This is a genomic window from Bacillus sp. Root131 (assembly GCF_001429475.1).
GTDB lineage: Bacteria > Bacillota > Bacilli > Bacillales > Bacillaceae_G > Bacillus_A > Bacillus_A thuringiensis_S.
Genome location: NZ_LMJQ01000002.1, coordinates 122,011 through 148,381, shown reverse-complemented (window position 1 = coordinate 148,381; position 26,371 = coordinate 122,011). Strand labels below are relative to the sequence as shown.

The following is a 26,371-nucleotide window of genomic DNA, read 5'->3' as shown; positions in this document are numbered from 1 at the left end:
TAGCATCTAAAAATAAAAATTGACGTTTCACGTTGTTTGTTTCGTTCAGTTTTCAAAGAACTACTTGGTCGCTCATTTGCGACTTCCTTATGTTAACATCTTCATTTTTCAATGTCAACTAAGTTTTTCAATTTCTTTTTTGTCGTTTTCTGCGTTTCCGCATCAGCGACGGTTATTAATATATCATGCAGTATATACAGGGTCAATACTTTTTACAAAAAAATTTCACATCCCGTTAAAAACTTAAAAATCGCTGTAAAAATCATTATAGCACCCATTCATTCTTCATGGCTCCCCTCCTATCCATTTCATATCTTATCCTTTTATCAATTTACACGAGAGTGAAAATTCTAAATTTTATGTTATATTATTATTATAGGAGTGTGGTGAGAATGAGCATTAAGTATTCAAATAAAATCAATAAAATCCGGACCTTTGCATTAAGTTTAGTATTTATCGGCCTCTTCATTGCATACTTAGGTGTCTTTTTCCGCGAAAACATTATTGTTATGACAACGTTTATGATGGTTGGCTTTTTAGCTGTTATCGCTAGCACTGTCGTTTACTTTTGGATTGGTATGTTATCTACTAAGACTATCCAAATTATTTGTCCAAGCTGTGATAAGCCAACAAAAATGCTCGGCCGTGTCGATGCATGTATGCACTGCAATCAACCTTTAACACTAGATCGAGATCTAGAAGGAAAAGAATTTGATGAAAAGTATAATAAGAAGAGTTATAAATCATAAGTATCAAGGGAAATACGAGTTTGCAACACTACAAACGTTTCAACTCATTAAAAAGTTGATTTCTTAAGAAATCAACTTTTTAATTGTTTTATTAAATTTATTACACCTATTTTTTCGAAATAACAGTAAACATCCCTGTCATGTTAGGCGAATAATCTTTAAAATCATATTTTTCGTAGAATGACGTTTTACCTTGCGACGCAAACAAACCAATGAATGCTTTATCTGGAGCATTCTGATTTAAGTATTCTACTAAAGTATTCATTATTTTCTTTCCAATACCATTCTTTTGATACTCTGGATGAACCACTATATCTTGAATATAGAAATAGATAGCCCCATCACCAACAATTCTCCCCATGCCAATGATTTGATTATTATCCTTGACTGTTATACAGTAAATCGAATTTTGAAGTGATATTTCCGCCACCTCAAAGTTCATATAATTAGTCCATCCCACAGAATCACATAAATATTTATATTCTTCCAATGTTGGAATGTCACTTTTAATCTCATATTTCTTCAAAATGTCCCCTCCAAGAATTCATTTCCACCAATACAAAGTAAATTCGACAAACTTTTATCTAACCCTTCTTACTAACTTAGCACTGTAAATCCCGATTAACCTCACGCTAATCCTTATATAATAAAGAAAGAGGCTGACGTATAGCCGTCAGCCTCTTTCTTTATTATATATTACGCCTTATGACACTCTGGACAAACGCCATAAATTTCTAAGCGATGACTATTAATAACGAAGCCTGTCGTTTTTGCAGCTTCCTCTTCAAGTTGTTCCAAACCTCCATAAGGAAAATCAACAATCTTACCACATTTTTCACAAATCACATGATAATGTTGACTTGTAACATAATCAAATCTACTTGAAGCGTCTCCATAAGTTAATTCCTTTACAAGTCCAACCTCTTTAAATACACGTAAGTTATTATAGACAGTTGCAACACTCATATTTGGAAACTTACCTTCTAATGCTTTATAAATGTCATCCGCTGTTGGGTGCGTCATTGATTCCACAAGGTACTCTAAAATAGCATGACGCTGTGGAGTAATGCGTACACCCGTATTTTTCAGCATTTCTAGCGCTTCTTTTAATTCTTCTTTGACCACCGTCATGCACCCCGATTCTATACGGATTATTATTTTATAATTCTTATAAAGAGTGTACTCCTTTTCTTATAAATCGTCAATATTTCTACTATAAGTATGTGGTTTATTTTTATATTCAGAGCTTGTTTTTATGTATCTTTCCCTTTTTCTTCATATATTACATAGAAAAAAGTGCGACATAATCGCACTTGGAATACTATCATCTGAGGAGGTATGCCCTACACTTCCACTTTATGTAAGGCAGTAAAATATGTATAGACACTTGCCTTGTTTCTGCATATTTTATCTCCACTATAGATTTATTTTATATAAGAAAGAACATCCTCAACATGTCCTTTCACTTTCACTTTACGCCACTCTTTTACAAGTTCACCGTCTTTATTAATAAGGAATGTAGAACGCTCGATTCCCATATACTCTTTCCCAAAGTTCTTTTTCAGCTTCCAAACATCATATAACTCTGCTACTTTATGATCTTCATCTACTAAAAGTGTAAATGGCAATTCATGTTTCTCAATGAATTTCAAATGTCTATTCGCTGAATCAGGACTTACTCCAAGAATAACCGTATCCTTCTCTTGAAATACTCCATACGCATCACGAAAATCACATGCTTCAGTTGTACATCCTGGCGTCATATCTTTCGGGTAAAAATAGAGAACTACATTTTTACCGCGGAAATCAGCTAGGCTAACTTCTTCTCCGTTACTTCCCTCTAATGTGAATTCTGGTGCCATTTCTCCTACTGTAATCATAGTTATCACTCCTACTCTTTTCCTTTACTATAACAAATGCTTCCTTATTTTTCATTGTCTATTACAGACCTCATCACAAAAGCAAAAGGGAGTGTATATCCAATTAGCGCTTCTGCAATTGCAATCCATCGCCCAATTCCAATCGGAGATATGTCACCATATCCAACAGACAATAAAGTAACTGCGCTAAAATATAAACAAACTTCAACGAGTTGAAAAGAATGAGCGTTCAAACTTTCTCCGTCCTCTTTCAAAACTGCGAAACCCATTTCCTCTAATACAACGTAACTTAATCCAAACGCGATCAGTACTGTTGTATAGATTAAAAATAATGTGGCCAAATTATACAGCGAAAAAAAACGCGTTGAATCTGAATAGGAACTCCATAATAATTGGACACTTTTCAAAATAGCGATTGCTGCAAGTAATAGAATAAATCCCCATAACATGTCCTCCACCTCATTTTATATGTATGAGACGACCATTGGATTTATCCCTTAGAAACAAACAAGCTTCTATAATTAATTCCCAGCACCACGGTACCTTTTTACCCCTTGATTCCAAAGAGTGATTGCAATCGTAAAACAGATAACACCAACAATTGGCGTCGCGAATGCATAACTATTCCATTCTGTTTTTCTTAAAAAGTATGCTGCTGGATATACTCCAACAAACGCAAACGGTAAAACAAACGTTAAAATGAAACGAATTACACGATTATAAATATTAACAGGATAGCGCCCGTAATTACCTATGTTATACATAAGGGGCATAATTGAACTTTTCGCATCTGACCAAAAACCAAGGCTCGCAAGCGTAACAAATATCCCTCCATATACAAGTGCGCCTCCTCCTACCATCAATATAAATAAGAAGAAATCATACCAGTAAAAAGATAATTGTAACTCTACAGCTGCATATCCCATTACAATCATTCCTGTAATGGCCCCAATTAAAGACTCAAGTTCCATTCTTTCTAATATAATTTGAAACAAGCTATGAATCGGTCTCGTTAATATACGATCCATCTCCCCTTTAATAATGTAACGATCATTAAAGTCCCATATGTTAAAGAAAGCTGAGAAAATGGCAAACGGCACTAAAAAGAAACCATAAATAAAGATTACTTCTTCTCTACTCCAGCCTTTTAATGCTTGTGTATGCCCAAACACAACGAGAATAAAGATTAAATTAACAGCCTGTAGTGATAAATCAGAAAGTAATCCAACGATAAAATCGCCCCGATACTCCAATTTTGTTTTTATATATTGGCTTGCATATTGCAAAAATAGTTTTATATATATCATCTCATCATCCCCCTTGTACAATTAGACGTTTTCTCGCCGTTCTCCACATAAGTACAATTGGAATAATAAGGACAATCGCCCAAATTACTTGGAATAATAATGCCTCATACAATTTATTTCCTTGTATACCTTCTGAAAAAATCATACTCGGAATATAACTAATGGCTTGAAACGGTAAAAACATCATTGCCTTTTGGGCCCATAACGGATAAAAACTAATCGGTAATAATAGACCAGAAAATAAATCAATAACAACGCGTTTTGCATACATAATTCCACTATTATTAAATAGGAAGAACGTGAGCATTCCCGTCATTAAATTAATTTGTGTATTAATAATAAAACTAAATATTAGAGACAAGAAGAAATATAACCACGTTTGAAAATTCGTTGTAATTTGCAATGAAAATAATAACGTAACGATAACCATACCTGGAATTGAAAAAAATGCAAAACGAAATATCCCTTCCCCAAGACCTTGCATCACTTTCATCCCTAAATAATTATATGGACGAATCAGTTCTACCGCTACACGTCCTTCTTGAATCTCCATCGCAATTTCCCTATCTATATTATTAAAATAAAAGGCACGTGCCATCCACGCAATTGCGATATACGTAGTCATTTGCGAAATAGATAAACTTTCAATGTTCTCTTTTCCGCTATAAATTGCTTGCCATAAAAAATAATACGCACCGATATTAATCGTATAAATTAAAATCCCGCTATAATAATTTGTGCGATACGCAAGCATCATTAAAAAGCGAATTCGAATCATTTCAATATACTTACCCATGTTTAATACCTTCTTCATAAATGTTACGAATAATTTCCTCTGTAGACACTTCATTAATTTTTAAATCTTTAATTTGAAAGGCTTGTACTACTTTAGAAATAAGCATTGAAATAATAACTTCTTCATTCGGTATTTTTGCAACCCACGCGTTTTCCTCTTTCGCTTTCGACCAAACGACATGACTATCTGGCATAACCATTGATAAAGCCTGATAGGAAACTGGTGCAATAAACTGAAAATGTATTTCCTTCTCTGCTCCCCACTGCGTACGAAGATTATTTAAAGAACCGTCATACATAATATTTCCTTCATCCAGCATGATAACACGCTCACATAATGCTTCAATATCAGTAATATCATGGGTTGTTAATAAAATTGTTGTTTTATAACGTTCATTCATTTCTTTTAAAAATTCACGTATTTTCAATTTCACAAGTACATCTAGCCCAATTGTTGGTTCATCTAAAAATAATAACGGTGGGTTATGAATTAATGCTGCCGCTAATTCACAACGCATTCTTTGACCTAGAGATAACTTTCGAACTGGCTTATCTAATAAAGGACCAATATCTAACGTTTCAATCACGTGTTCCATATGCTCTTTATACTGAGCGTCTGATACACCGTACACTTTTTTTAATAAACGAAAAGATTCTTGTACAGCAATATCCCACCAAAGTTGTGAACGTTGACCGAAAACAACACCAATGGTTCTTACAAATTCTTCTCTCTGCTTATGTGGGTTCATCCCATTTACTAAAATCTCTCCTGATGTCGGAGTCAAAATCCCCGTAAGCATTTTAATTGTTGTTGATTTACCAGCACCGTTCTCACCGATATAACCAACCATCTCACCTTGTTTTACAGTAAAAGATACATCATTTACTGCTGGTACTATTTTATAATTACGATTTAATAAATCGCGAAATGCACCCTTTAAACCCGGACGACTTGAATAGGCTGTAAATTCTTTACGTAACCCTTGTACCTCAATTACCGATTTCATAATCGGACCCCCCTCCTAAATGTCACAACGAATAGTTTACCCAACTGCCTTCTCTATCACAAACAATACGTCTTTTCGAAAAACATGTTAGAATAATACATAGATTTTTGTAAGGAGATGAATGGTAGTGAAATTCACAAAATCAGAAGCATTACATAAAGAAGCTTTAGAACATATCGTTGGCGGCGTTAATAGTCCTTCTCGTTCTTTTAAAGCAGTTGGCGGTGGCGCTCCTGTTGCTATGGAACGTGGAAAAGGTGCTTATTTCTGGGATGTAGACGGAAATAAATATATTGATTATTTAGCAGCATACGGTCCTATTATTACTGGACATGCTCACCCGCACATCACAAAAGCAATTACAACAGCTGCTGAAAATGGTGTACTTTACGGAACACCAACAGCGCTAGAAGTAAAATTTGCAAAAATGTTAAAAGAGGCAATGCCTGCTTTAGATAAAGTACGCTTTGTAAACTCTGGTACTGAAGCAGTAATGACGACAATTCGTGTTGCTCGTGCTTACACAGGCCGCACAAAAATCATGAAATTTGCTGGTTGTTACCACGGTCATTCTGATTTAGTACTTGTAGCAGCTGGATCTGGTCCTTCTACACTAGGAACACCTGACTCAGCCGGCGTACCACAAAGTATCGCTCAAGAAGTTATTACTGTTCCATTTAATAATGTAGAAACTTTAAAAGAAGCGTTAGATAAATGGGGACATGAAGTAGCGGCTATTCTTGTAGAACCGATTGTTGGAAACTTCGGTATTGTAGAGCCAAAACCTGGATTCCTTGAGAAAGTGAATGAACTTGTTCATGAAGCTGGCGCACTAGTAATTTATGATGAAGTTATTACCGCTTTCCGCTTCATGTACGGTGGTGCTCAAGATTTACTTGGCGTAACACCAGACTTAACAGCTCTTGGTAAAGTTATTGGCGGCGGACTTCCAATCGGTGCTTACGGTGGTAAGAAAGAAATTATGGAACAAGTTGCTCCGCTTGGCCCTGCATATCAAGCAGGTACAATGGCAGGAAATCCTGCTTCTATGGCATCTGGTATTGCTTGTCTAGAAGTTCTTCAACAAGAAGGACTTTATGAGAAATTAGATGAACTTGGTGCCATGCTTGAAAAAGGAATTTTAGAGCAAGCTGCAAAACATAATATCGATATTACATTAAACCGCCTAAAAGGCGCTTTAACTGTATACTTCACAACAAATACAATTGAAGATTACGATGCAGCACAAGATACAGACGGTGAAATGTTCGGTAAATTCTTCAAGCTAATGCTTCAAGAAGGAGTTAACTTAGCACCTTCAAAATACGAGGCATGGTTCTTAACGACAGAACATACAAAAGAAGATATTGAATATACAATTGAAGCTGTAGGCAGAGCATTTGCTGCTTTAGCAGATAGCAAATAATCTCGTCATTAAAAGGAAAAAAGAAAGCACATCTTTCTTTTTTCCTTTTTTCTATTTCATAAATCCCACATTAATAGTATAATTATTCATAATTATCTGTTTTATATTCTTTTACATCATTACTATCTCTGTGTACAAGGTGATTCACACCTTAAATAGTAAGATTATTCTAACTTTTACAAGAGGGGGGATTGACGGATGCTCAATAAAACAAATACATGGACACCGTCTTTATTTCGAGATTATAGAAATGCAGAACATGATGCGTGTGGAATCGTTTCCGTTATGGAGAAACGAAAAATTCCTACAAAAGAAAACATTGACCTTTGCATACAATCACTCGTCAAAATGAATCATAGAGCTGGTTTCATTAATGGCGAGGGCGATGGCATCGGCATTCACATTGATGTACCAAAAACGCTTTGGAATGAAAAACTAAAAAGTAGTGGATATAATCCAACGATTGTGGATCATCCCCACTTTATCGTTGGACATTTTTTTCTAAATAAAAAAGAAAACATTACTGCCTTAAAAGATTATATTCGTACGCAATTAAACAACAAAAACTTTACTATCATTTTCGAAAGTGATGATGCAACAAACTCAGATGCGCTCGGTCCACTCGGTAAACAAGAAGAACCTTTATTTTGGCAAGTTGCCCTTATCGCAGAAAATGAAATTACAAATATTGAGCAAACATTATTTTCTGTCACAATAAAAATAGAGGAAAACGAAGCAATTCATGTTGCTTCATTAAGTCGTGATCATGTTGTATATAAAGTTCTAGGTGCTGGTGATACACTTGTTGCCTACTATAATGATTTACAACATCCACTTATCGCTTCAACTATGACATTAGGACATAACCGCTACTCTACTAATACATTATCTAATTTTTTTCGTGTACAACCATTTAGTATTCTCGGACATAATGGTGAAATTAACACAATCGCAAAATTACGCGATCAAGCTGAAATGATTGATGTACCACTTACTGCTGGAGGCAGTGACTCTCAAGATTTAAACCGCACCTTAGAAACCCTACTTGTTCAATACGACTACAGTTTATTTGAAGCAATGGAAATACTATTTCCACCAATTATTAATGAAATTAAACTTTATGAAACACCTTTACAAGATTTATATACGTATATACGTGAAGCATGGGGACATTTTGCACAAGGACCAGCTGGCATCATTTCCCGTTTTAAAGATGAAGCTGTTTTCAGCGTTGATTCCCTTGGATTACGCCCAGTATGGAAAGTAGAGACAGAAAGCTCTTATATTTTCTCTTCTGAACCTGGAGTTGTATCACCAACTAAATATGTAGCAGAACCAAAGCCACTCGCCCCTGGAGAAAAGGTCGGATTAAAATGGAATGAACAAGATGAACTTGTTCTTTATGAATATGACAAATATCAAATCCAAGTATATAACCGTTTTAAAAAGCGAATTGATACTACCAATTATCATTTAAATTTATCTATCCCTGAAACGCAAAAAATCCAAGGGCTATGTGATTTTGTTCAAGTTGAAACGAAACAATACGTCGCTTTCGGATGGGACCGAGAACATATTCAGCTTCTTGAACAGATGGCAACAAAAGGTGTTGAACCAATACGCTCACTTGGGCATGACTCACCACTTGCCGCACTTGATACTGATAGACGAAATATCGCTGACTTTATTAAAGAAAGTGTAGCTGTTGTTACAAACCCAGCAATTGACCGTGACCGTGAAATTGAACACTTCTCTACACGTACTGTACTTGGAGAGCGTCCAAGTTTATTAAGCGGCGCAAAACGGCCATTTGTAGTTGAAATGCTTTCACCAATTATTTTAGAAGGCAGCGTGGCACAACCTATTGCAGAGGAATTACACACAATTACGTACGAACAACTCACAGCGTTATTTAGGACTCATAACTCTATTGCCACAATCTCTGCTACATTCAGCTCGTCAGAAACCCTGCAATGTGCATTAAGCCGCATTAGTTCTGAAGCGATAGCTGCTGTTAACAATGGTGCTTCCCTACTAGTATTAGATGACGCAAAAGCCCATCTAAATGAACGCTTGTGGATTGATYCACATTTAGTTACCGCGAAAGTACATCAAGAATTAAGTGAAAATAAATTACGCCGCAATTGTTCTCTCGTTATACGTTCTGGTGCCCTTCGCTCCTTACATGACATTGTCACGCTATATGGATTAGGAGCAGATAGTATTAATCCATATTTATTATTCGCGACTGTAAGTGATGGTACAAAAACACCAATTACGAATCTGTATAATGCACTTAATAAAGGATTAGAAAAAGTCATTTCAACAATTGGAATTCATGAGTTACGTGGTTACGGACGTCTCTATTCATCTATTGGGTTACATGAGGAAATTGCAAATATATTACAAATCACAAATTTCTTCGGTTCAAATGATTTAGCTTTTTCACTTGAATCACTTGCTGAAGATGCAAAAATACGAGCAGAGGATTATAACAATCCTAAAATTAGAATGCGAAAATCATTTCATATATTCCCGCGAATTTGGAAAGCAATCGGCGATGTTGCAAAAGGAAATCCTTATGATGACTACCGTGACAAGTTAAGTGAACTAGAAGAGAATAATCCAATCGCAATCAGACACCTTGTTCAAACGAAACAAACAAAACATGTCGTTCCAACTGAAGAAGTATCTATCGGCATTCAAAATCATAATTTACCATTTATTATTAGTTCTATGTCATTTGGTTCTCAAAACGAAATTGCCTTTCGCGCATATGCAGAAGCGGCCGATCAGCTAAATATGATTAGCTTGAACGGTGAAGGCGGCGAAATTAAAGATATGATCGGGAAATACCCACATACACGCGGACAACAAGTGGCATCTGGGCGATTTGGAGTAAATGCCGAACTACTAAACTCATCGAATTTAATTGAAATCAAAATCGGTCAAGGCGCAAAGCCTGGTGAAGGTGGGCATTTACCTGGTTCAAAAGTGACAGCCAAAATCGCTGAAGCACGTAATGCGACAATCGGCTCAGATTTAATTTCACCTTCTAACAACCATGATATTTATTCAATTGAAGATTTAGCTCAAATGATTACGGAAATTAAAACAGCTAATCAACTTGCCAAAGTAGCCGTGAAAGTCCCTGTTGTTCCTAATATCGGAACAATTGCTGTCGGTATCGCCAAAGCTGGTGCTGATTTTATTAACATTAGCGGATTCGATGGTGGAACAGGTGCTGCACGTATTCACGCCTTGCAACATGTAGGTCTTCCTGTAGAAATTGGTGTTAAAGCCGCTCACAACGCTTTATTAGAAGCGAGCATGAGACATAAAGTAGAGATTTGGGCAGATGGTGGTATTCGAAGTGTAAATGATGCCTTGAAAATCATGCTCCTCGGAGCAAACCGTATTGGATTTGGCACACTGTCAATGATTGCAATCGGCTGTACTACTTGCCGTGGGTGCCATCTAGATACTTGCCATGTTGGAATTGCGACACAAATTGAGTCTGAAGCACAGGCAAAAGAACATGGATTACGCCGCTTCGTCCCACGCGAATTAGAAAGCGCAGTTGCTGGCCTGCTAAATTTATTCACCTCTTTCGGTGTAGAACTAAAACGATTAACAGGACAGCTTGGGTATACAAATTTACAAGCAATTGTCGGGCGTTCTGATTTATTAGAGCAAGTTCGGGGCGAAAATTTATTAAACTTATGTAATTTACTACAAATAATAGAACATCCATCTGTTACAACAACAAAAGACGTACCAGAAAAACAATTTAAAACAGTTCATTCCGCTGACTCAAAAGAATTAGTAGGCGTTGGTGTAGAGCAACGCGTTATGGGCGGTCTAGAATCATGTTATCGCGTTCGCAGTAAACTATATGAAGCTACTCAACTTGAACCACTTACATTAAAGTATACGAATGGTTCTATCCCTGGAAATGGGTTAGGTGCTTACAATAGTGAAAATTTATTTATACACGTAAATGGCGGCGCACAAGATGGCATTGGTAAAACTTCCTTTGGTGGTGGTATTTATATAACGAAATCAAAAGGAAAAGACGGAGTATATTATAACGGTTCTGTCGGAAAAGGATTTGGATATGGGGCACAAAAAGGGGCACTATACGTGCAAGGGAACGCTGATGCTCGTGCTGGCATTCGCCTTTCTGGGGCAGACATGATCATTGGAGGTAGAATAACAAAACCACTCCGTGAAAAAGAGCAAGGAAATATAGGTGCATACTCCAATATTAAAGGTTTTGCTTTTGAATATATGACAAATGGGCGAGCGCTTGTTTTAGGTGACCCTGGTCCATGGATTTGCGCTGGCATGACTGGCGGTGTTGTTTATTTGCGTCATGATTCAAACTTAGGCTTAACAGAACAGGCCTTAAAAAGAAGAATTGCAAAAGGGGCAAATGTTACATTACAATCAATTAGGAAAAATGGTTTGAAAGATGTAACTGAATTATTGCTAGACTATATTCGTGTACTAAACGAGCATGAGCAATATGAGGAAGTTGCTTTGTTAACCCCATTATTAGATGATATACAGAACCAGTTTTTTGAAATTATCCCAAAAAAAGAACAGGCAGATCCATCTATCTCAACAGAGTAACATGAGTAATTTTCATTATTAAGAAAAAATTGACGAAGTACACTTCTCATAGTAATCTATAGTAACAATTTGAGACCTGCTGAAATTCAGCAGGTCTTTTTACTAAAAACTGATGTTTAAAAGAAATTAGGAAAAATTATAAAGTGAAACTTTAATTAGCCTACAGCAATTGAGCGTTTACCGGCATCCAGCTACTGAATTTAGAGGCGGGAATCTTACTGTTCACAATTAGCCGGATAAAATGAATACTAATTTCTTTTAACGTCACTAAAATATCACTTGCTAACATATTGTAATGAATGTATAGTATCATGTTGTACATTCATTATGACAAGAGAAAGGATCTTATTAAGGGTATGAAACTTGGTGCTCGCATTTTAAAAACGGGTATTGCCATCACGTTAGCTTTATTTGCTTGTATTTTACTTCAATTACCGAGTCCGGTATTTGCGGGAATTTCAGCTATCTTTGCTGTTCAACCGTCTGTATACCGTTCTTATTTAACCGCACTTGAACAGATTCAAGCAAATGTAATCGGTGCGATATTTGCTATCGCATTTGCTACTGCTTTTGGACATAATCCTTTTATTATTGGATTAACATGTATATTAGTAATTGCTCTTACACTGCAATTACGATTAGAAAACACAATATCAATTGCTTTAGTAACAGTTATCGCCATTATGGAGTATCAAGGCGAAGACTTCTTTAGTTTTGCCTTACTTCGATTTGCGACAATTATGATTGGTATTATTGCGGCTTCACTTGTAAATTTAGTATTTATGCCGCCGAAATATGAAACAAAACTTTATCATCGTATCGTTGATAATACAGAAGAAATTGTAAAATGGATTCGAATGAATAGCAGGCAGGCTTCTGATTTTACAACGCTAAAAACTGATATTGATCGTATGAAAGAAAAAATGATCAAACTAAATCATTACTATTTGCTGTATAAAGAAGAAAGAAGCTACACGAAAAAAGTAAAGTTCGCAAAAATTCGTAAGCTCGTTTTATTCAGACAAATGTTAGCGACAACAAGCCGTGCTTTAAGTACGTTAAAATCATTACACCGTACTGAAAATGAACTACGCTACATGCCGGAAGAATTTCAGGAATCTATCCAAAACGAACTTGATTCATTAACGCATTATCATGAACAAGTTTTATTAAAATTCATTGGTAAAGCAAAAAAACAACAATCAGTTGAAATGCTTGATGAAGTTGAAACAGGTAAACAAGAATTAATTGATATCTTTATGGAATATCAAAACAAGGACGATGAAGAAGCATATAAAACATGGTTACATCTCTTCCCTCTTATTTCTTCCATCATTAACTATAGTGAAGAAGTAGAGCATTTAGATTTACTTGTAGATAGCTTCTACACATACCATAAACCAGAAAAAGAACTCCAAATCGATGATAAAAAAGAAGACGAATAAAAAAGCAGCTCCTTTTATGCTAAAGGAGCTGTTTCTGTTATATGTTGAAGTTGATATAAATTATAATAAAATCCTCTTTTTCGCATTAACTCTTCATGAGAACCGGTTTCTTTAATCTGACCGTCTTCAATGTAAATGATCGTATCAACATGCGTAATTGTCGCTAATCGATGTGCAATTATAATCGTTGTCCGGTCAGCAGCTAACGTCTGAAGCGCCTCTTGAATATACCTTTCATTTTCTAAATCTAAAGCCGAAGTTGCTTCATCCAATATAAGTACCGACGGATTCTTTAGAAATACGCGTGCAATTGCCACGCGTTGCCTTTGCCCACCCGATAGCTTCACACCACGTTCTCCAACGACAGTATTATAACCATCTGGTAAATCTATAATAAAATCATGAATTTGCGCAGCTTTGGCAGCTGCAATCACTTCTTTCTCTGTAGCTTTCGGATTTCCATATAAAATATTAGCTTCAATTGTATCGCTAAACAATAAATTATCTTGCAGTACAATTCCAATATTACTACGTAAATTTCTCATATTATACTTCCTTACATCTATGCCATCTACATAAACCGTGCCTTCAGAAACATCATAGAAACGCGGGATCAAACTAGCAAGAGATGACTTCCCTCCTCCACTCGCTCCTACAAGCGCTACTTTCTCTCCAGACTGCATAGTTAATGACAAGTTGTGTAATATCTCTTTTTCATCTGCATTATAACGAAAAGAAACATTATCAAATACAATTTCTCCATTTAATTTTTCCGTTTGTATCGCATTTGGCACATTAACAATATCGTATTTTTCATCTAACAGTTCAAACACACGATCCATCGATGCAAAAGATTGTGTCAATGTTGTAGATGAATTAACAAGGCGGCGAAGCGGACTATATAAACTATCCATATATCCAACAAAGGCTACCATCGTCCCTAGCGTTAACTGCCCCTGAATTACTTCATATGCTGCAAAACCAATCACAAGTAACGGACCTAAATCGGTTAACGTATTTACTGCCGAAAATGTTCTCGCCGTCCAACTTGTATGGTTTAATGCTTTCGTTAAAAATTCATTATTTCTTTTTTCAAACTGCTTCCCCTCATACTCTTCTAACGCAAAGCTACGTGTCACTTGCATTCCTTGAATACGTTCATGCAAATACCCTTGCATCGTCGCTAACGCTTGTGAACGCTCTTTCGTCAATTTCCGAAGACGTCCGAAAAAATATTTCACTGCTATTACATAAATAGGTAAAATCAATAACGCAACAAATGTTAATTTTATATTCATAGAAAACATAACAATGATAGCGATAGCAATTGTTGCAGTATCTAACCAGACGTTCATCAAACCTGTAATTACAAAATCTTTCGTTTGTTCTACATCATGGATGACCCGTGAAATAATCTCCCCTGTTTTCGTATTCGAATAATAACGTAAGCTTAACTTTTGTAAGTGACCGAAAATATGCTTCCGCAAATCATACAGTATTGTATTTGCGATACGTTGCGCGAAATATTGACGATAATATTCAATCGGTGGTCTTAATACCGCAAAAATAAAAAAAGCAATTCCAATCGCTGTTATTAATTGAGATGTTTTATCTTGAAGTGAACCCGCCCCTTGAATTACATCATCGATAATATACTTTAATAACCACGGCATAATAAGTGGAATACCGAACTTAACTAGTCCAATAATAATTGTAATAGCAATAAGCCATCGATATGGTTTAACAAATTGTAAATATCTTTTTATGCCCTGCACATAATCCCCCCTCTAATAGGACAAACCTGCCGGGAAATTCCCTGCAGGTTTGTTTTAATTTCTGTACATTAAATATCGTTCATACCACATATCTACGAAATCTGGTGCGAATGGACCTTTTCTTTGATGAATCCACTGTGTTAAATGTGCTACATTTCGTTTTAAAATTGTATCTATAACAGGTGGATACTGCATAATTTGACTATGTTTTTCATACTCATCTTCATCTAGAAGCGTATATGTCATATCTGGATACACTTTAATATCTAAATCATAATCAATATACTTTAATGCTTCAGAATCATACGCAAAAGGTGAGCTTAAATTGCAATAATAATATACGCCATCCTCCCTAAGCATCCCAATCACATTAAACCAATAGTTAGCATGAAAATAACAAATTGCTGGTTCGCGCGTAATCCATGTTCGACCATCTGATTCTGTAACTACTGTACGATCATTCGCTCCGATCACAAGACTCTGTGTTCCTTTTAAAATTGTTGTTTCTTCCCACATTCTATGAATGGAGCCATTATGTTTATAACTATGTATTTGTACTTTTTCTCCTTCTTTGGGAAATCCCATATATGCTCCCTTCTTTCAACTGCAAATGCCCTTTGAACGGCATTCACTTTTTTTCTATTATAACTTTTTTGTCAAAATTTTAAAACTAAAGGGATAAGACTCTATTTTCCACACTGAATATGCAGGAGGTTTATCGTTGAATACAATAATCCCCAATCTTCTCAGGGAACAAGGATTGTATTGTATTATTTATAAAGTGAAACTTTAATCAGCCCTCACCTAACTTCTTTGCTTTCGCTGAATTTTGAGGTGGGGGTCTTACTGCCCGGCAAATAGCGGGATAAACGAGGACATGTAATAAAAAAAGCCCTTCTCTATTTGAAGGACTTTTCACCTGAGACAATGATATATCTTATCCTAAATTTGAAATCATTTTTTCAGTTGCAAAAGATTGGATTACACTATTTGTTTGTTCTTCAAATTTCTCATGTAACATCTTCAACGCTACTTCTGTTCTATATATTTCCTGACGGATAAAATGCAGTTCCTTTTTATCGCACATATCTTTTTCATTCATTTCAATTTGTTGATACTTCTCTAGATGTGCTTGTAACTTTAACAACTCATCCATCGTTTCTAATTGCTCCCCTACCAACTTATCAAAATCGTTCATTACTTACCCCCTTTGGACTTATTCATCAGTTATTATTCCTAATTACATATTTCTAATTGTTAACTTCCTTTTCCTTTGACTACATTTGTTGACTTATTAGAAGTTATGTCGTTCATTTTCTTTTCATTACAAAGATCCACACACAAAGAAAACACTTCTCTCGAATTGGAGAAGTGTTTTTCTTTCATTACTCGTTTGAACTAGAAGATTGTGATTGTTTTGCAGCTGACTTAGCATTTTGTTTTTTCACAGCATGCACGTCTGTTTCAGTTGCAAATTCTGTACCATAGCTAGCGTTTGCACTTTGTGCACCAGAAGCTTGTGCTTTCTTTGCTTCTGATTGTGCGTTTGCTTGTTTTACTGCTTGTACATTTGTTTCAGTCGCAAACTCTGTACCATAACTAGCATTTGTACTTTGAATGCTAGCACCAGAAGTTGCCTTGTTATAACCTTGTTGTTTTTTACTCATCTTTCTCACCTCCACAACCAATAATGTAACCAATTCACTTAGAGGCTATCCGTAATTTTATTTTGAATAATTTCCGCATATATCTTTTGTTACTTATTCAAACTATAAGAAATGGAGGTGGAAATATGTATATAGGACGCGATATGACTGAACTAACAATGGTTTCAAAACATGAATGGAAAGAAGATGAATTAGCTTATTTTCATCACTCACTACAACAGATTCTGCCTTATTTAAATGCAGAAGGTCAAAGTATTTACAAAGAAATTGTAGTAGAAATTGAATCAAGAGGCGGCTTACAAGAAGGTGAAGCTAGTTGGACTCATGGGACAAAAATTTCTTACGACTAAAAAAGTGTTCCCTAGATTGGGAACACTTTTTTATTTATTGTATTGTAATTTTCTCCACGCAATTTTCGTAAATAGTACGATGCGATTTCGAAAAAGGTAATTGCTCAAATGCTTCTTTCGATACAAATTTCAATGTATCTGTATCAACAATATTGCCAGTTACCTTTCCATAAAATACAAATATATCCCAAGTACGATGTGTAAACGTATGTTGTACATTCATTGCATATTCATCAATAGAAACCGCGAGTTCAAATTTTTCTTTCATATAATCTATAAGCTGTTCCTTCTGATTTCGAATACCTTCTCCAAGTTCAGCATTAGGAAACTCCCACATATTAGCTAACAAACCTGTACTTGGACGTTTATTAATAACGTAACGACCGTCTTCAGTTTGAAGTACTCCTGCAACAATAGGTACCATTTTAGGAGCTTTCGCTTTACTTTTTACTGGTAATTCTTTTTGAACACCTTCAGCATATCCTCTGCAATGCTCACGTACAGGACAAAGTAAGCACGATGGATTTTTAGGAATACAAATCAGTGCACCTAATTCCATCAATCCCTGATTAAAATAAGATGGGTTTTCTACTGAAATAATTTCACGCACAATCTCTTCAAAAACTTTTCGAGTCTTCGGTTTTGCAATATCATCCCATACTGATAAAATGCGAGATAATACACGCATAACATTTCCATCAACTGCCGGCTCTGGTATACCATATGCAATACTTAAAATAGCACCTTTTGTATATGGTCCGACTCCTTTTAACTTTTCAATTTTCTTTACATCACTTGGTACAACCCCGCCGTATACTTCTTTTACCTCTTTTACTGCCGCATGTAAATTACGTGCTCTAGAATAATATCCTAAACCTTCCCATGCTTTTAATACTTCTTCATCATCTGCGTTCGCTAACGCTTCAAGTGTAGGAAACTTCCCCATAAAATTTGCGTAATATGGTTTTACGGCTTCTACTCTTGTTTGCTGTAACATAATCTCAGAAACCCAAACGCGGTATGGATCTTTATTTTTTCTCCATGGTAAGTCGCGCTGCTCCTCTTCAAACCAACCAATTAAATCATTTTGAAACTGCTCTATATTAAATTTTTTTAGTATTTCAAGTGTCAAACTTGATCCCCCTCATTTTTTTGCATATAAGTACTATTATAAAGATTTTAGGAAAAAATTTAAGTAAGATGACATAGGAAATTGAAGGCAAAGGACTTGAGGTATCGAATAAAAAGAGTTACATTAATAAAAAACGGAGGTGGATTTTTATGGACACAGCCACTCACCTTGTTATGGGTATCACTTTAGGTAGCTTAGCAACATTAGATCCAGCCATAGCACAAAGTGATATTGGCCCACAAGCTGTTATGCTTGCTACAATTGCTGGTTCCAACATTCCTGACATTGACACAGTTTTAAAATTGCGTAATAACGCTAAATATATAAGAAATCATCGCGGAGTTACTCATTCCATTCCCGCGGTAATTCTTTGGTCATTTCTTATAAGTGGCATCTCTTTCGCCTTCTTTTCAGACGCTCCATATCTTCATCTACTACTTTGGTCATTTATTGCAGTCTTCCTTCACGTGTTTGTCGATATTTTTAACGCCTATGGTACACAAGCATTACGGCCTTTCACAAAAAAATGGGTCGCACTCGGCGTGATTAATACATTTGATACCGTAATTTTCTTTATCCATATACTTGCAATTGCTTGCATGCTCGTCGGTTCTCATAAAGGATACACAGCCTTAGCAGCATATATATTAATGATTATTTACTATATCGGACGGGTTATGATGCACCGAAATATAAGAAGCGTTGTACACAAACGTTTCAAAAATGTCGAAAAGATTATCATTTCTCCTTCTTACCGATTTTATCATTATCATTTAGCAGTCGTTACAGCTGATTATTACTACGTTGCGAGATGGCACCGTGGTAACATCATGATATATGACAAATTCGATCGGGTACCGTTCCCAGAAAATGATATTATGCGAGCAGCTAAACAAGATGAAAACATCTCGGCCTTCCTATCTTTCTCTCCTGTATATCGCTGGGATATTTTTGATCATGATCATTATTATGAAGTACGATTCATTGATTTACGGTATCGCAGTAAAGATTATTATCCATTTGTCGCGATTGTTCAGCTCGACCATAATTTAAATATTATTAGTTCCTATACAGGATGGATTTTTAGTGAAGAAAAACTTCGAAAAAAGCTGGAATTACTTCCACATTAAAAAAAGCGACTTAAGTCGCTTTTTTTAATGTTTCAAATGATCTTCTTGATTAATTAAATGGCTATACTTCGGATTATTTGTACGCATTTCATGAAGGCGTACACCATGATTATTAATCCATGATCGTACCACTTGCTCAGTCATTTCCTCACCTTGATAACGCCCTGATTTTGCATAAGTTGTTTGAAAATCTTCCCAAAGTAATTCAACCCACGCACGTGCTTGTCCGTAAGAAAGCTTGTCATTCTTATCTAATAATTCTTTCGTTAATGCTTCATAAATATCATTCATGTTCTAATCTCCTTTTCCCTATTTATCCCTTCATTTCTAAAGGATAGTTTCTTCTGTTTTGCACATTCTATAAGTGATACTTCTTAAAGAGGTATCAACTGATGATGAGGAGGGCGTTCGCAATGGGTAAACAAGCCGAATTTTGGTCTGAGTCAAAAAACAACAGCAAAATCGACGGTCAGCCGAAAGCGAAATCACGCTTCGCTTCGAAGCGACCTAACGGCACAATTAACACGCACCCACAAGAACGTATGCGTGCTGCAAATCAGCAGGAAGAGTAATACAGTTACAACCTAAAAAATTAACTTCCTACACGAGGTGATAAAGATGAGCTACCGTGATCGTTTAGATAGTCGTTCTGAATTATTTAACCATACGTGGACTCGTCCGAAACATGCGAAAGCGCAAGTTAACGGACAGACGCAGCAAACCCAGTCTCTCATTATATTGGCCAACGAATGTAAAAAACGCCAATTTTAGAATCTCCTATCTCCTTTAACGCCTACCAAAGATGAAAACCAGAGAGATATTTGCTCTCTGGTTTTTATTTTTCTTGCAATAAGGAAATTGGTATTCCAATCTCTTCATTATCATTTTGTTTATAACCCCAAGCGAATACCCCATTGAAGTAAGTAATTTTAAATAATATACCAGGTTCTTCTATTAATTCATATGTTTCACCAATATGGAATTTGTTTATATCAGTCATATAAGCGCGAGCCATTGCCATCTTTCTCATTAATACATCGAACTCATTTACAATTCCAAGCTGTTCAGCCTTTATTGCTTGCTCCTTCAAATCCCCAATTTCTTCTCTAAGCTCATGTGGTGTCATTTCACTGTAGCGTTTTGGCATATTCATCTCATTATTCCCCTCATCCCTCTTCACGTTTCATTTGTAAAAATATCTCTATCTCATCAATAGAGAATCCTTTTCGATATAACGCTTGTTTCATCTTGTTTTCAAATGTCCATCCATCATACTTCTTATATTTCTCATAATACTTATTCCCATGATAGTGTAACGCTTCTTGTTGCTTTTCGTCATCTCTTTCGTCTTTCAATTCTTCCAAACAAATTTGAATTACTTCTCTAGAATACCCTTTTCGAACAAGCATCTCATCCAACTTTAGCTTCATTTGTAAAAAAGAATGCTTTTGATAAGATTTTTTTTTCTTTTCTATGAGAAACAAGGCATTCTCAATTTGCTTTTCCTTCGGATATTCTTGTAAACTATGCATAATAATTAAATCCTGAACACCTTTATTTAACAACTCTCTTTTAATAACAGTTGGACCTTTTCGATTCACATTACTTTGCGTTCGCGTATATAAAACCGCGTACTCTTTATCATTAATATATCGGTCATGTAATAATTTCGAAACGACTTCAGAGATGATGGCCTGTCCCACTTCTTTTTTTCGTAAAAAATCTTCTATTTCTTGTTTTGTTCTCATTTGATAGGATAAATAGGAGATTGCTTGTAAATATGCTTTTTGTACCTCTTCATTGTACAAAATATTTCCTAACTCTATTTCATCAATTTCTAAGCCTTTTTGTAATCCATGTTTCATTAAGATTACTTGATCCACACTAAACCCGTACTCTTCACCTTGGCCTTTATCAATATAAATATTAAATCGTTCTTTCGATCGCTTTTGTACTTCTATTTTTGTAATGACAGCCATACTCTCACCTCCCTATTATTTTAACATAGTCGAGGAACATTTTTTCTTTTCAAGAATATATATAATGAGGAGGAAATGATTATGAAAATCGCAATTTCTGGTGGCACTGGTTTTATTGGTAAATACCTCTCTACTTTTTTTATTCAAAAAGGATATATGGTCTACATTCTTACTCGAAAGAAAACTACTAGAACCTCAAACCATAACCTTCAATACGTACACTGGACACCAGATTTATCTACCTTTCCACTCTCCTCTATCGATGTAGTCATTAATCTAGCTGGAGAATCTATCAATAGTAGATGGACAAAAAAACAAAAAGAAACAATATTAAACAGTAGAATTCAAACAACAAAAGGACTTATTCAACAACTACAAGTAATGGAAACAAAACCACATACATTTATTAATGCAAGTGCTATTGGATACTACGGAACATCTGAAATAGAGTCTTTTACTGAGCAACAAGAAACTCCCGGAAATGATTTTTTAGCAGAAACAGTATTTTTATGGGAGCAAGAAGCAGCTAAAGCATGTTCTCTCGGAATAAGAACAATTTACACAAGATTTGGCGTTGTATTAGGTGCAGATGGCGGAGCCTTGCCAAAGATGTTACTTCCCTATCAATTCTATATCGGCGGCACCATTGGTTCTGGGAAGCAATGGTTATCATGGATTCATATAGACGATGTCGTTCGTATGATGGATTTCATCATACACAAAAAAGAAATTGATGGCCCTCTTAATATGACAGCACCAGCACCTATAAGAATGAAGGAATTTGGAAAAACCATCGCTGTCGCAACGAGAAAACCACATTGGCTGCCTGTCCCTTCATTTATGCTTCACGCCTTATTAGGTGAGATGAGCATACTTGTACTAGAAGGGCAACATGTATTACCTATTAAAGCAATTAAACATGGATACCAATACACATTTCCGGCAATAGACCATGCATTACAAAATATACTTTCGCATACAATGTAGTACTTCTAAAACAAAATTTTACATGGGCCCTTTTAAAACTTTCATTTTCTAGGATCCGAAGCATTACCATACAAATAACCTTTCAGTTACTTTCAGTTACTTTCCCTTAACTTCCATTAGCATTATAAAGTAACAGAAATGAGGTACCTATGAAAATATTGCTCAAACAAGCCATTGTATACCCTATTACATCTCCAAAGTTTCAAGGCGATGTACTCGTTACAGAAGAGCGAATTACCGAGGTCAAACCTTTTATTCAACCTACTCAAGATATGACCGTTATAGATGCACGGGCACTCCATCTCTTACCTGGCTTTATTGATGTCCATACTCACCTTGGTCTCTATGATGAAGGTACTGGTTGGGCTGGAAATGATGCCAATGAAACATCTGAAGTTTCAACACCACATATTCGTTCTTTAGATGGTATCCACCCTTTCGATATTGCCTTTCAAGACGCTGTGCAAAATGGAATTACAACCGTTCACGTTATGCCTGGTAGTCAAAATATTATCGGGGGTACTACTTGTGTAATAAAAACAGCTGGAACTTGTATTGATCATATGATTATTCAAGAACCTGCTGGTTTAAAGATTGCCTTTGGAGAAAATCCTAAAAAGGTCCATAGTAATGGAACGAAAGAATCCATAACACGTATGGGGATTATGGGGTTACTACGGGAATCATTCTATGAAGCACAACACTACGGGCACGAAGCTGATTTTCGAATGCTTCCTATTTTAAAAGCATTACGTCGTGAAATACCCGTACGTATCCACGCTCACCGAGCAGATGATATTAGTTCTGCGCTACGCTTTGCAACGGAATTCAACCTCGATCTACGTATTGAACATTGTACAGAAGGACACTTTCTTGTTGAAGAGCTTTCGAAACACAATTTGAAGGTTTCAGTTGGTCCCACTCTGACACGCCGTTCTAAAATCGAACTAAAAAACAAGACATGGGATACTTACCATATATTATCCAAAAATGGTGTGGAAGTTTCTATAACGACAGACCATCCTTATACACCCATTCAATATTTAAATATTTGTGCTGCTGTTGCAGTAAGAGAAGGGTTAGATGAGAAAACAGCACTAGAAGGAATCACCATATTCCCAGCGCGAAATTTGCGTTTAGAGGATAGAATTGGAAGTATCGAGGTTGGAAAAGACGCCGATCTCGTGTTATGGACTCATCATCCTTTTCATTATTTAGCCAAGCCTGTACTAACTATGATTGATGGAAAAATAATTTACAAAAAAAATAAAAAAAACTAGTTTATTTTTTTGACTAGATAAAGTATTATACGATTATAAACTGAATGAAACCATAATCAATTTGTGTCGTGATTATCATTTTCAAATTGATGAATGGGGAAGGCAAATGGTGCGCCACCAGCGTTAGAAACTGGTTCTAGTGGGTTCGATTCCCACCCCGAAATTTTTTAAAGATTGATATAAAAATTTCGAGGGTGGGGTGTTTTTTCGTCATGCTACCCTCGTGTGAGGAGGAGTTAGTATGTTGAAAAAACGCGACTTACACGACAGCCACGTTCTATACGAGTTAATGGTGGATCCAGCTGTCTTCCCTTTTGTGCGTCAAAAGGCTTATTCTTATGAAGAATATTTATTCTTAACGAAACAAACAATTGAAGCTGAAGAGCGTGGTGAATTAATTTCACGCACAATTTTAGATGAATGGGGTAACCCCATCGGAACAATTACTTTATTTGATGTGCAAGAAAAAGCTGGGTTTCTCGGGACATGGCTCGGCAAACCATATCATGGAAAAGGCTATAATAAATTAGCAAAAGATTCATTTTTTAGTGAACTTTTCTATGAATTAGATATTGAAACAATCTTCATGCGTATTCGTAAAATAAATATTCGTTCTATTAAAGCTGCAGAAAAACTGCAATATGTAAATCTAGCAAACGAAACAAGAAAAGTCGTATATGATGAAATTAACGCAAACGAAGAAGTATATAACTTATATGAAATTCCAAAAGATCAATACACACTTGCTACAATGCGAGATACAACCTTCCAAGATGCTCATCAATTAAAAGAAGCATAATCTAAATTTTCTGAAATGATAATCAATCATTAACATTTTCCATATGCGTATATCCCCTCATGTCTTTGGAAACGATAAATAGTAACTTTAAGACACGAGGTGATTTGTAATGGATAAAAAGAAACGTGATAAAGCAAAAAATACATTATCTAGTACACAAGAAGTTCTCTATCAACGAGAATTTCAAAAAGCAGATCGTGCAGCAGGATATCGCTCGAAAAGCATTTAAAGTGAAAATGAATAATTAGAAGTTTCCCCCCTAATTATTCATTTTCATTACATAATTTTCTCGACTGATAGAAGTAAGCAAAAAGGACCCTTATACATAAGGGTCCTTTTTGCTGTGGACAACTTTATCCACAAAACCAACGAAATTGTTAGTAATTTTCAAAAACATTTAATATTTTTCTATATTAAAGTATATATCAGCTGTTTTAATTGTGGATATTTTTCTAAAAATTGTGGACAATGTGGATATAGTTGTTAATATTCCGACTTTACTGTTTAATGAAAGCGCAATCCTTTTGTGGATAACTAGCTGAATTTTCTTTGAAAATAATAAAGAACCCTCTTTACATATACAAAGAGGGTTTCATATTAAGTAAAAGATTGTGCAAGAGCAGGTGATTTAATAGGTATATGCCGCGGTTCTGCATGATTTTCTGCCAAAATTGCATCTACAATATGACCAGCTGGCTCTGGAAGATAGATGCTTTTCATTGCTTCTTTCATTTGAAGAAGCTTCACATCATCTTGTAATAATGCCTCTGTTTTTGCAAAAACCTCACTATCATCGCGAATGACAACTGCTGCTCCTTTTTTTTCAAAGTACATCGCATTTTCATTTTCTTGTCCTGGAACAGGTTTATATAAAATGACAGGTACTTGCAACGCTGCTGCTTCACTTAATGTTATTCCGCCTGGCTTCGTAATCATACACGAAGTAACTCGGAATAATTCATCAATATTTTCAACATACCCAAACACTTTTAATGCATCGGAATTTTGATTCTGTAAACTTAATAAATCCTGTTTTAAAGCTTCATTTTTCCCACAAACGACAACTACTTGTAAATTAGGCACTGACATAAATGATTGGCATAGTTCTTTTACATTTCCTAATACCCCATGAGCACCTGCTACAATTAGTAAAATCTTTTTATTCTTACATAACTGATATTTATTATATATGATGTCTGGATTTACCTTTAACTCAAAACTACTCCGAATTGGAATTCCTGTTTCAACAATTTGTTCCGCAGGTACACCGATATCAACCATCAATTCTTTCACGTGATCCGTTGCAACAAAATAACGATCTACTTCTCGATGAATCCATATTTTGTGCACGCAAAAATCAGTTAATACGTTATAGACAGGAATTGAAATCCCTGTTTGTTTCTTCAATTCTGGTACAGCGATAATTGGAAATGTATTAATTACAATATCTGGTTTCTCCACCTGTAACAGTGTTTTCAAACGTTTTCTTCCAAAGTTCGCATACCAAGATGCTATTTTCTTATCATAAATTTTTTCTACCCCGTAATAAAACAAACGATATAATTCTTTTCCTATTGTATAACTTTTTAAATATAAATATTTTGTAATGTCAGTTATAAATGGATGTGATTCTCCAAACAAGTCGCATACAATAACATCTTCAATTCCTTTTTGGCGAAATGTTTGTTCTAATGTTTTTGCTACTTGCACATGACCATTACCGTAATGTGCAGTTAATATTAAAACCTTGGGGTTTTTTATCAAACAAATCCACTCCTAGCTTTTTGTTTCTCCATATTGCATATACGACAATAGGAAAAACATTTTCCTTAAAAATTACATAAACAGATTCTAATAATTCCCTTTTCAGCTATGTACCTGTCGTGGATATGCAAAGCATATAAGATTGACCCCTTAATCCTATCTGTGCTCATATCTTTACATTATACTTTCCTATAAGAGCTTTCGCAATAACTTACAAATGTTCTCTATTCCATGATACTCACTCTTTTACTTCTTAATTCTTTT

Annotated in this window: 28 protein-coding genes; 12 read left to right on the top strand and 16 right to left on the bottom strand. The window is 35.5% G+C overall.

The genetic code is table 11. The features are described 5' to 3' along the window. Positions 1 to 392: 392 nt before the first annotated feature. Entirely contained in the window at positions 393 to 749 is a 357-nt protein-coding gene (locus ASE54_RS14590) for a YgzB family protein (RefSeq protein WP_000025067.1), read from the top strand. Positions 750 to 855: 106 nt separating this feature from the next. On the opposite strand, the gene ASE54_RS14585 is transcribed toward ASE54_RS14590, so the two are convergent. The 7 genes from ASE54_RS14585 to ASE54_RS14555 form a co-directional block, all read right to left on the bottom strand. Next, entirely contained in the window at positions 856 to 1,275 is a 420-nt protein-coding gene (locus ASE54_RS14585) for a GNAT family N-acetyltransferase (protein WP_000759743.1), read from the bottom strand. Positions 1,276 to 1,445: 170 nt separating this feature from the next. Further along, on the bottom strand, positions 1,446 to 1,874 hold the full coding sequence (perR, locus tag ASE54_RS14580) for a peroxide-responsive transcriptional repressor PerR (RefSeq protein WP_000237831.1): 429 nt from the start codon (positions 1,872 to 1,874) through the stop codon (positions 1,446 to 1,448). A 299-nt stretch (positions 1,875 to 2,173) separates the two neighbouring features. Then, positions 2,174 to 2,629, bottom strand: coding sequence for a thioredoxin-dependent thiol peroxidase (gene bcp, locus ASE54_RS14575; protein ID WP_000633712.1), 456 nt, complete (start codon positions 2,627 to 2,629; stop codon positions 2,174 to 2,176). A gap of 44 nt (positions 2,630 to 2,673) precedes the next feature. Continuing rightward, positions 2,674 to 3,078 carry a potassium channel family protein gene (locus ASE54_RS14570; RefSeq protein WP_000964360.1) on the bottom strand — a complete coding sequence of 135 codons (405 nt, stop codon included), beginning with the start codon at positions 3,076 to 3,078 and terminating at the stop codon, positions 2,674 to 2,676. Positions 3,079 to 3,150: 72 nt separating this feature from the next. Continuing rightward, on the bottom strand, positions 3,151 to 3,936 hold the full coding sequence (locus tag ASE54_RS14565) for an ABC-2 family transporter protein (RefSeq protein WP_000639350.1): 786 nt from the start codon (positions 3,934 to 3,936) through the stop codon (positions 3,151 to 3,153). 4 nt (positions 3,937 to 3,940) lie between these two features. Further along, positions 3,941 to 4,732 (bottom strand): ABC-2 family transporter protein, encoded by a 792-nt coding sequence (locus ASE54_RS14560; RefSeq protein WP_000521515.1) that lies wholly within the window; start codon positions 4,730 to 4,732, stop codon positions 3,941 to 3,943. Next, complete coding sequence (locus tag ASE54_RS14555) at positions 4,725 to 5,738, bottom strand: ATP-binding cassette domain-containing protein (RefSeq protein ID WP_000843649.1); 1,014 nt, start codon at positions 5,736 to 5,738, stop codon at positions 4,725 to 4,727. The genes ASE54_RS14560 and ASE54_RS14555 overlap by 8 nt, the downstream gene beginning before the upstream one ends. Positions 5,739 to 5,859: 121 nt before the next feature. On the opposite strand from ASE54_RS14555, the gene hemL reads away from it, so the two are divergent. The 3 genes from hemL to ASE54_RS14540 all read left to right on the top strand — a co-directional run bounded on the left by hemL (position 5,860) and on the right by ASE54_RS14540 (position 13,244). Beyond that, positions 5,860 to 7,164 (top strand): glutamate-1-semialdehyde-2,1-aminomutase, encoded by a 1,305-nt coding sequence (gene hemL / locus ASE54_RS14550; RefSeq protein ID WP_000260533.1) that lies wholly within the window; start codon positions 5,860 to 5,862, stop codon positions 7,162 to 7,164. Positions 7,165 to 7,362: 198 nt separating this feature from the next. Continuing rightward, the gene (locus ASE54_RS14545) at positions 7,363 to 11,799 is read left to right on the top strand and encodes a glutamate synthase-related protein (protein ID WP_057272986.1); all 4,437 of its coding nucleotides are present in this window, start codon (positions 7,363 to 7,365) and stop codon (positions 11,797 to 11,799) included. A 356-nt stretch (positions 11,800 to 12,155) separates the two neighbouring features. After that, positions 12,156 to 13,244, top strand: coding sequence for an aromatic acid exporter family protein (locus ASE54_RS14540; RefSeq protein WP_000765787.1), 1,089 nt, complete (start codon positions 12,156 to 12,158; stop codon positions 13,242 to 13,244). Positions 13,245 to 13,258: 14 nt separating this feature from the next. Here ASE54_RS14540 and ASE54_RS14535 read toward each other — a convergent pair whose 3' ends face one another. The 4 genes from ASE54_RS14535 to ASE54_RS14520 all read right to left on the bottom strand — a co-directional run bounded on the left by ASE54_RS14535 (position 13,259) and on the right by ASE54_RS14520 (position 16,686). Then, a complete protein-coding gene (locus ASE54_RS14535; RefSeq protein WP_001161591.1) occupies positions 13,259 to 15,019 on the bottom strand; it encodes an ABC transporter ATP-binding protein in 1,761 nt (586 codons plus the stop codon). A 54-nt stretch (positions 15,020 to 15,073) separates the two neighbouring features. Next, positions 15,074 to 15,604, bottom strand: coding sequence for a DUF402 domain-containing protein (locus ASE54_RS14530; RefSeq protein ID WP_000506625.1), 531 nt, complete (start codon positions 15,602 to 15,604; stop codon positions 15,074 to 15,076). A gap of 352 nt (positions 15,605 to 15,956) precedes the next feature. Beyond that, positions 15,957 to 16,217 carry a YgaB family protein gene (locus ASE54_RS14525; RefSeq protein ID WP_000997574.1) on the bottom strand — a complete coding sequence of 87 codons (261 nt, stop codon included), beginning with the start codon at positions 16,215 to 16,217 and terminating at the stop codon, positions 15,957 to 15,959. A gap of 187 nt (positions 16,218 to 16,404) precedes the next feature. Next, on the bottom strand, positions 16,405 to 16,686 hold the full coding sequence (locus ASE54_RS14520) for a gamma-type small acid-soluble spore protein (protein WP_000039034.1): 282 nt from the start codon (positions 16,684 to 16,686) through the stop codon (positions 16,405 to 16,407). A 125-nt stretch (positions 16,687 to 16,811) separates the two neighbouring features. On the opposite strand from ASE54_RS14520, the gene ASE54_RS14515 reads away from it, so the two are divergent. Next, positions 16,812 to 17,036, top strand: a complete 225-nt coding sequence (locus ASE54_RS14515) for a hypothetical protein (RefSeq protein ID WP_000275441.1) — start codon at positions 16,812 to 16,814, stop codon at positions 17,034 to 17,036. 34 nt (positions 17,037 to 17,070) lie between these two features. Here the strand turns inward: ASE54_RS14515 and mutY are convergent, their stop codons facing one another. Next, positions 17,071 to 18,168, bottom strand: a complete 1,098-nt coding sequence (gene mutY / locus ASE54_RS14510) for an A/G-specific adenine glycosylase (RefSeq protein ID WP_000171380.1) — start codon at positions 18,166 to 18,168, stop codon at positions 17,071 to 17,073. 149 nt (positions 18,169 to 18,317) lie between these two features. Between mutY and ASE54_RS14505 the strand changes: the two genes are divergently transcribed. After that, positions 18,318 to 19,298: a metal-dependent hydrolase gene (locus tag ASE54_RS14505; protein WP_000379114.1), complete on the top strand. Its 981-nt coding sequence runs from the start codon at positions 18,318 to 18,320 to the stop codon at positions 19,296 to 19,298. Positions 19,299 to 19,322: 24 nt separating this feature from the next. On the opposite strand, the gene ASE54_RS14500 is transcribed toward ASE54_RS14505, so the two are convergent. Then, positions 19,323 to 19,589: a YfhJ family protein gene (locus ASE54_RS14500; protein ID WP_000998159.1), complete on the bottom strand. Its 267-nt coding sequence runs from the start codon at positions 19,587 to 19,589 to the stop codon at positions 19,323 to 19,325. A 122-nt stretch (positions 19,590 to 19,711) separates the two neighbouring features. On the opposite strand from ASE54_RS14500, the gene ASE54_RS14495 reads away from it, so the two are divergent. Both ASE54_RS14495 and ASE54_RS34305 read left to right on the top strand, forming a co-directional pair. Further along, on the top strand, positions 19,712 to 19,870 hold the full coding sequence (locus ASE54_RS14495; RefSeq protein WP_000517891.1) for a small, acid-soluble spore protein K: 159 nt from the start codon (positions 19,712 to 19,714) through the stop codon (positions 19,868 to 19,870). 46 nt (positions 19,871 to 19,916) lie between these two features. Next, complete coding sequence (locus tag ASE54_RS34305; protein ID WP_000122093.1) at positions 19,917 to 20,069, top strand: YpzG family protein; 153 nt, start codon at positions 19,917 to 19,919, stop codon at positions 20,067 to 20,069. Between the two features lie 64 nt (positions 20,070 to 20,133). Here the strand turns inward: ASE54_RS34305 and ASE54_RS14490 are convergent, their stop codons facing one another. Further along, a complete protein-coding gene (locus tag ASE54_RS14490) occupies positions 20,134 to 20,451 on the bottom strand; it encodes a YfhH family protein (RefSeq protein WP_001057028.1) in 318 nt (105 codons plus the stop codon). 13 nt (positions 20,452 to 20,464) lie between these two features. Then, complete coding sequence (gene recX, locus ASE54_RS14485) at positions 20,465 to 21,277, bottom strand: recombination regulator RecX (RefSeq protein ID WP_000268512.1); 813 nt, start codon at positions 21,275 to 21,277, stop codon at positions 20,465 to 20,467. Between the two features lie 81 nt (positions 21,278 to 21,358). Between recX and ASE54_RS14480 the strand changes: the two genes are divergently transcribed. The 4 genes from ASE54_RS14480 (at position 21,359) to ASE54_RS34300 (ending at position 24,572) form a co-directional block, all read left to right on the top strand. Next, complete coding sequence (locus ASE54_RS14480; protein WP_000684385.1) at positions 21,359 to 22,264, top strand: TIGR01777 family oxidoreductase; 906 nt, start codon at positions 21,359 to 21,361, stop codon at positions 22,262 to 22,264. A 149-nt stretch (positions 22,265 to 22,413) separates the two neighbouring features. Beyond that, the gene (locus tag ASE54_RS14475) at positions 22,414 to 23,544 is read left to right on the top strand and encodes an amidohydrolase (RefSeq protein WP_000698293.1); all 1,131 of its coding nucleotides are present in this window, start codon (positions 22,414 to 22,416) and stop codon (positions 23,542 to 23,544) included. Positions 23,545 to 23,785: 241 nt separating this feature from the next. After that, positions 23,786 to 24,343, top strand: a complete 558-nt coding sequence (locus tag ASE54_RS14470; RefSeq protein WP_000914742.1) for a GNAT family N-acetyltransferase — start codon at positions 23,786 to 23,788, stop codon at positions 24,341 to 24,343. 109 nt (positions 24,344 to 24,452) lie between these two features. Then, positions 24,453 to 24,572: a YfhE family protein gene (locus tag ASE54_RS34300; RefSeq protein ID WP_000358482.1), complete on the top strand. Its 120-nt coding sequence runs from the start codon at positions 24,453 to 24,455 to the stop codon at positions 24,570 to 24,572. 368 nt (positions 24,573 to 24,940) lie between these two features. Here ASE54_RS34300 and ASE54_RS14465 read toward each other — a convergent pair whose 3' ends face one another. Continuing rightward, positions 24,941 to 26,107, bottom strand: coding sequence for a diglucosyl diacylglycerol synthase (locus ASE54_RS14465; RefSeq protein WP_000594686.1), 1,167 nt, complete (start codon positions 26,105 to 26,107; stop codon positions 24,941 to 24,943). Positions 26,108 to 26,371: the final 264 nt, after the last annotated feature.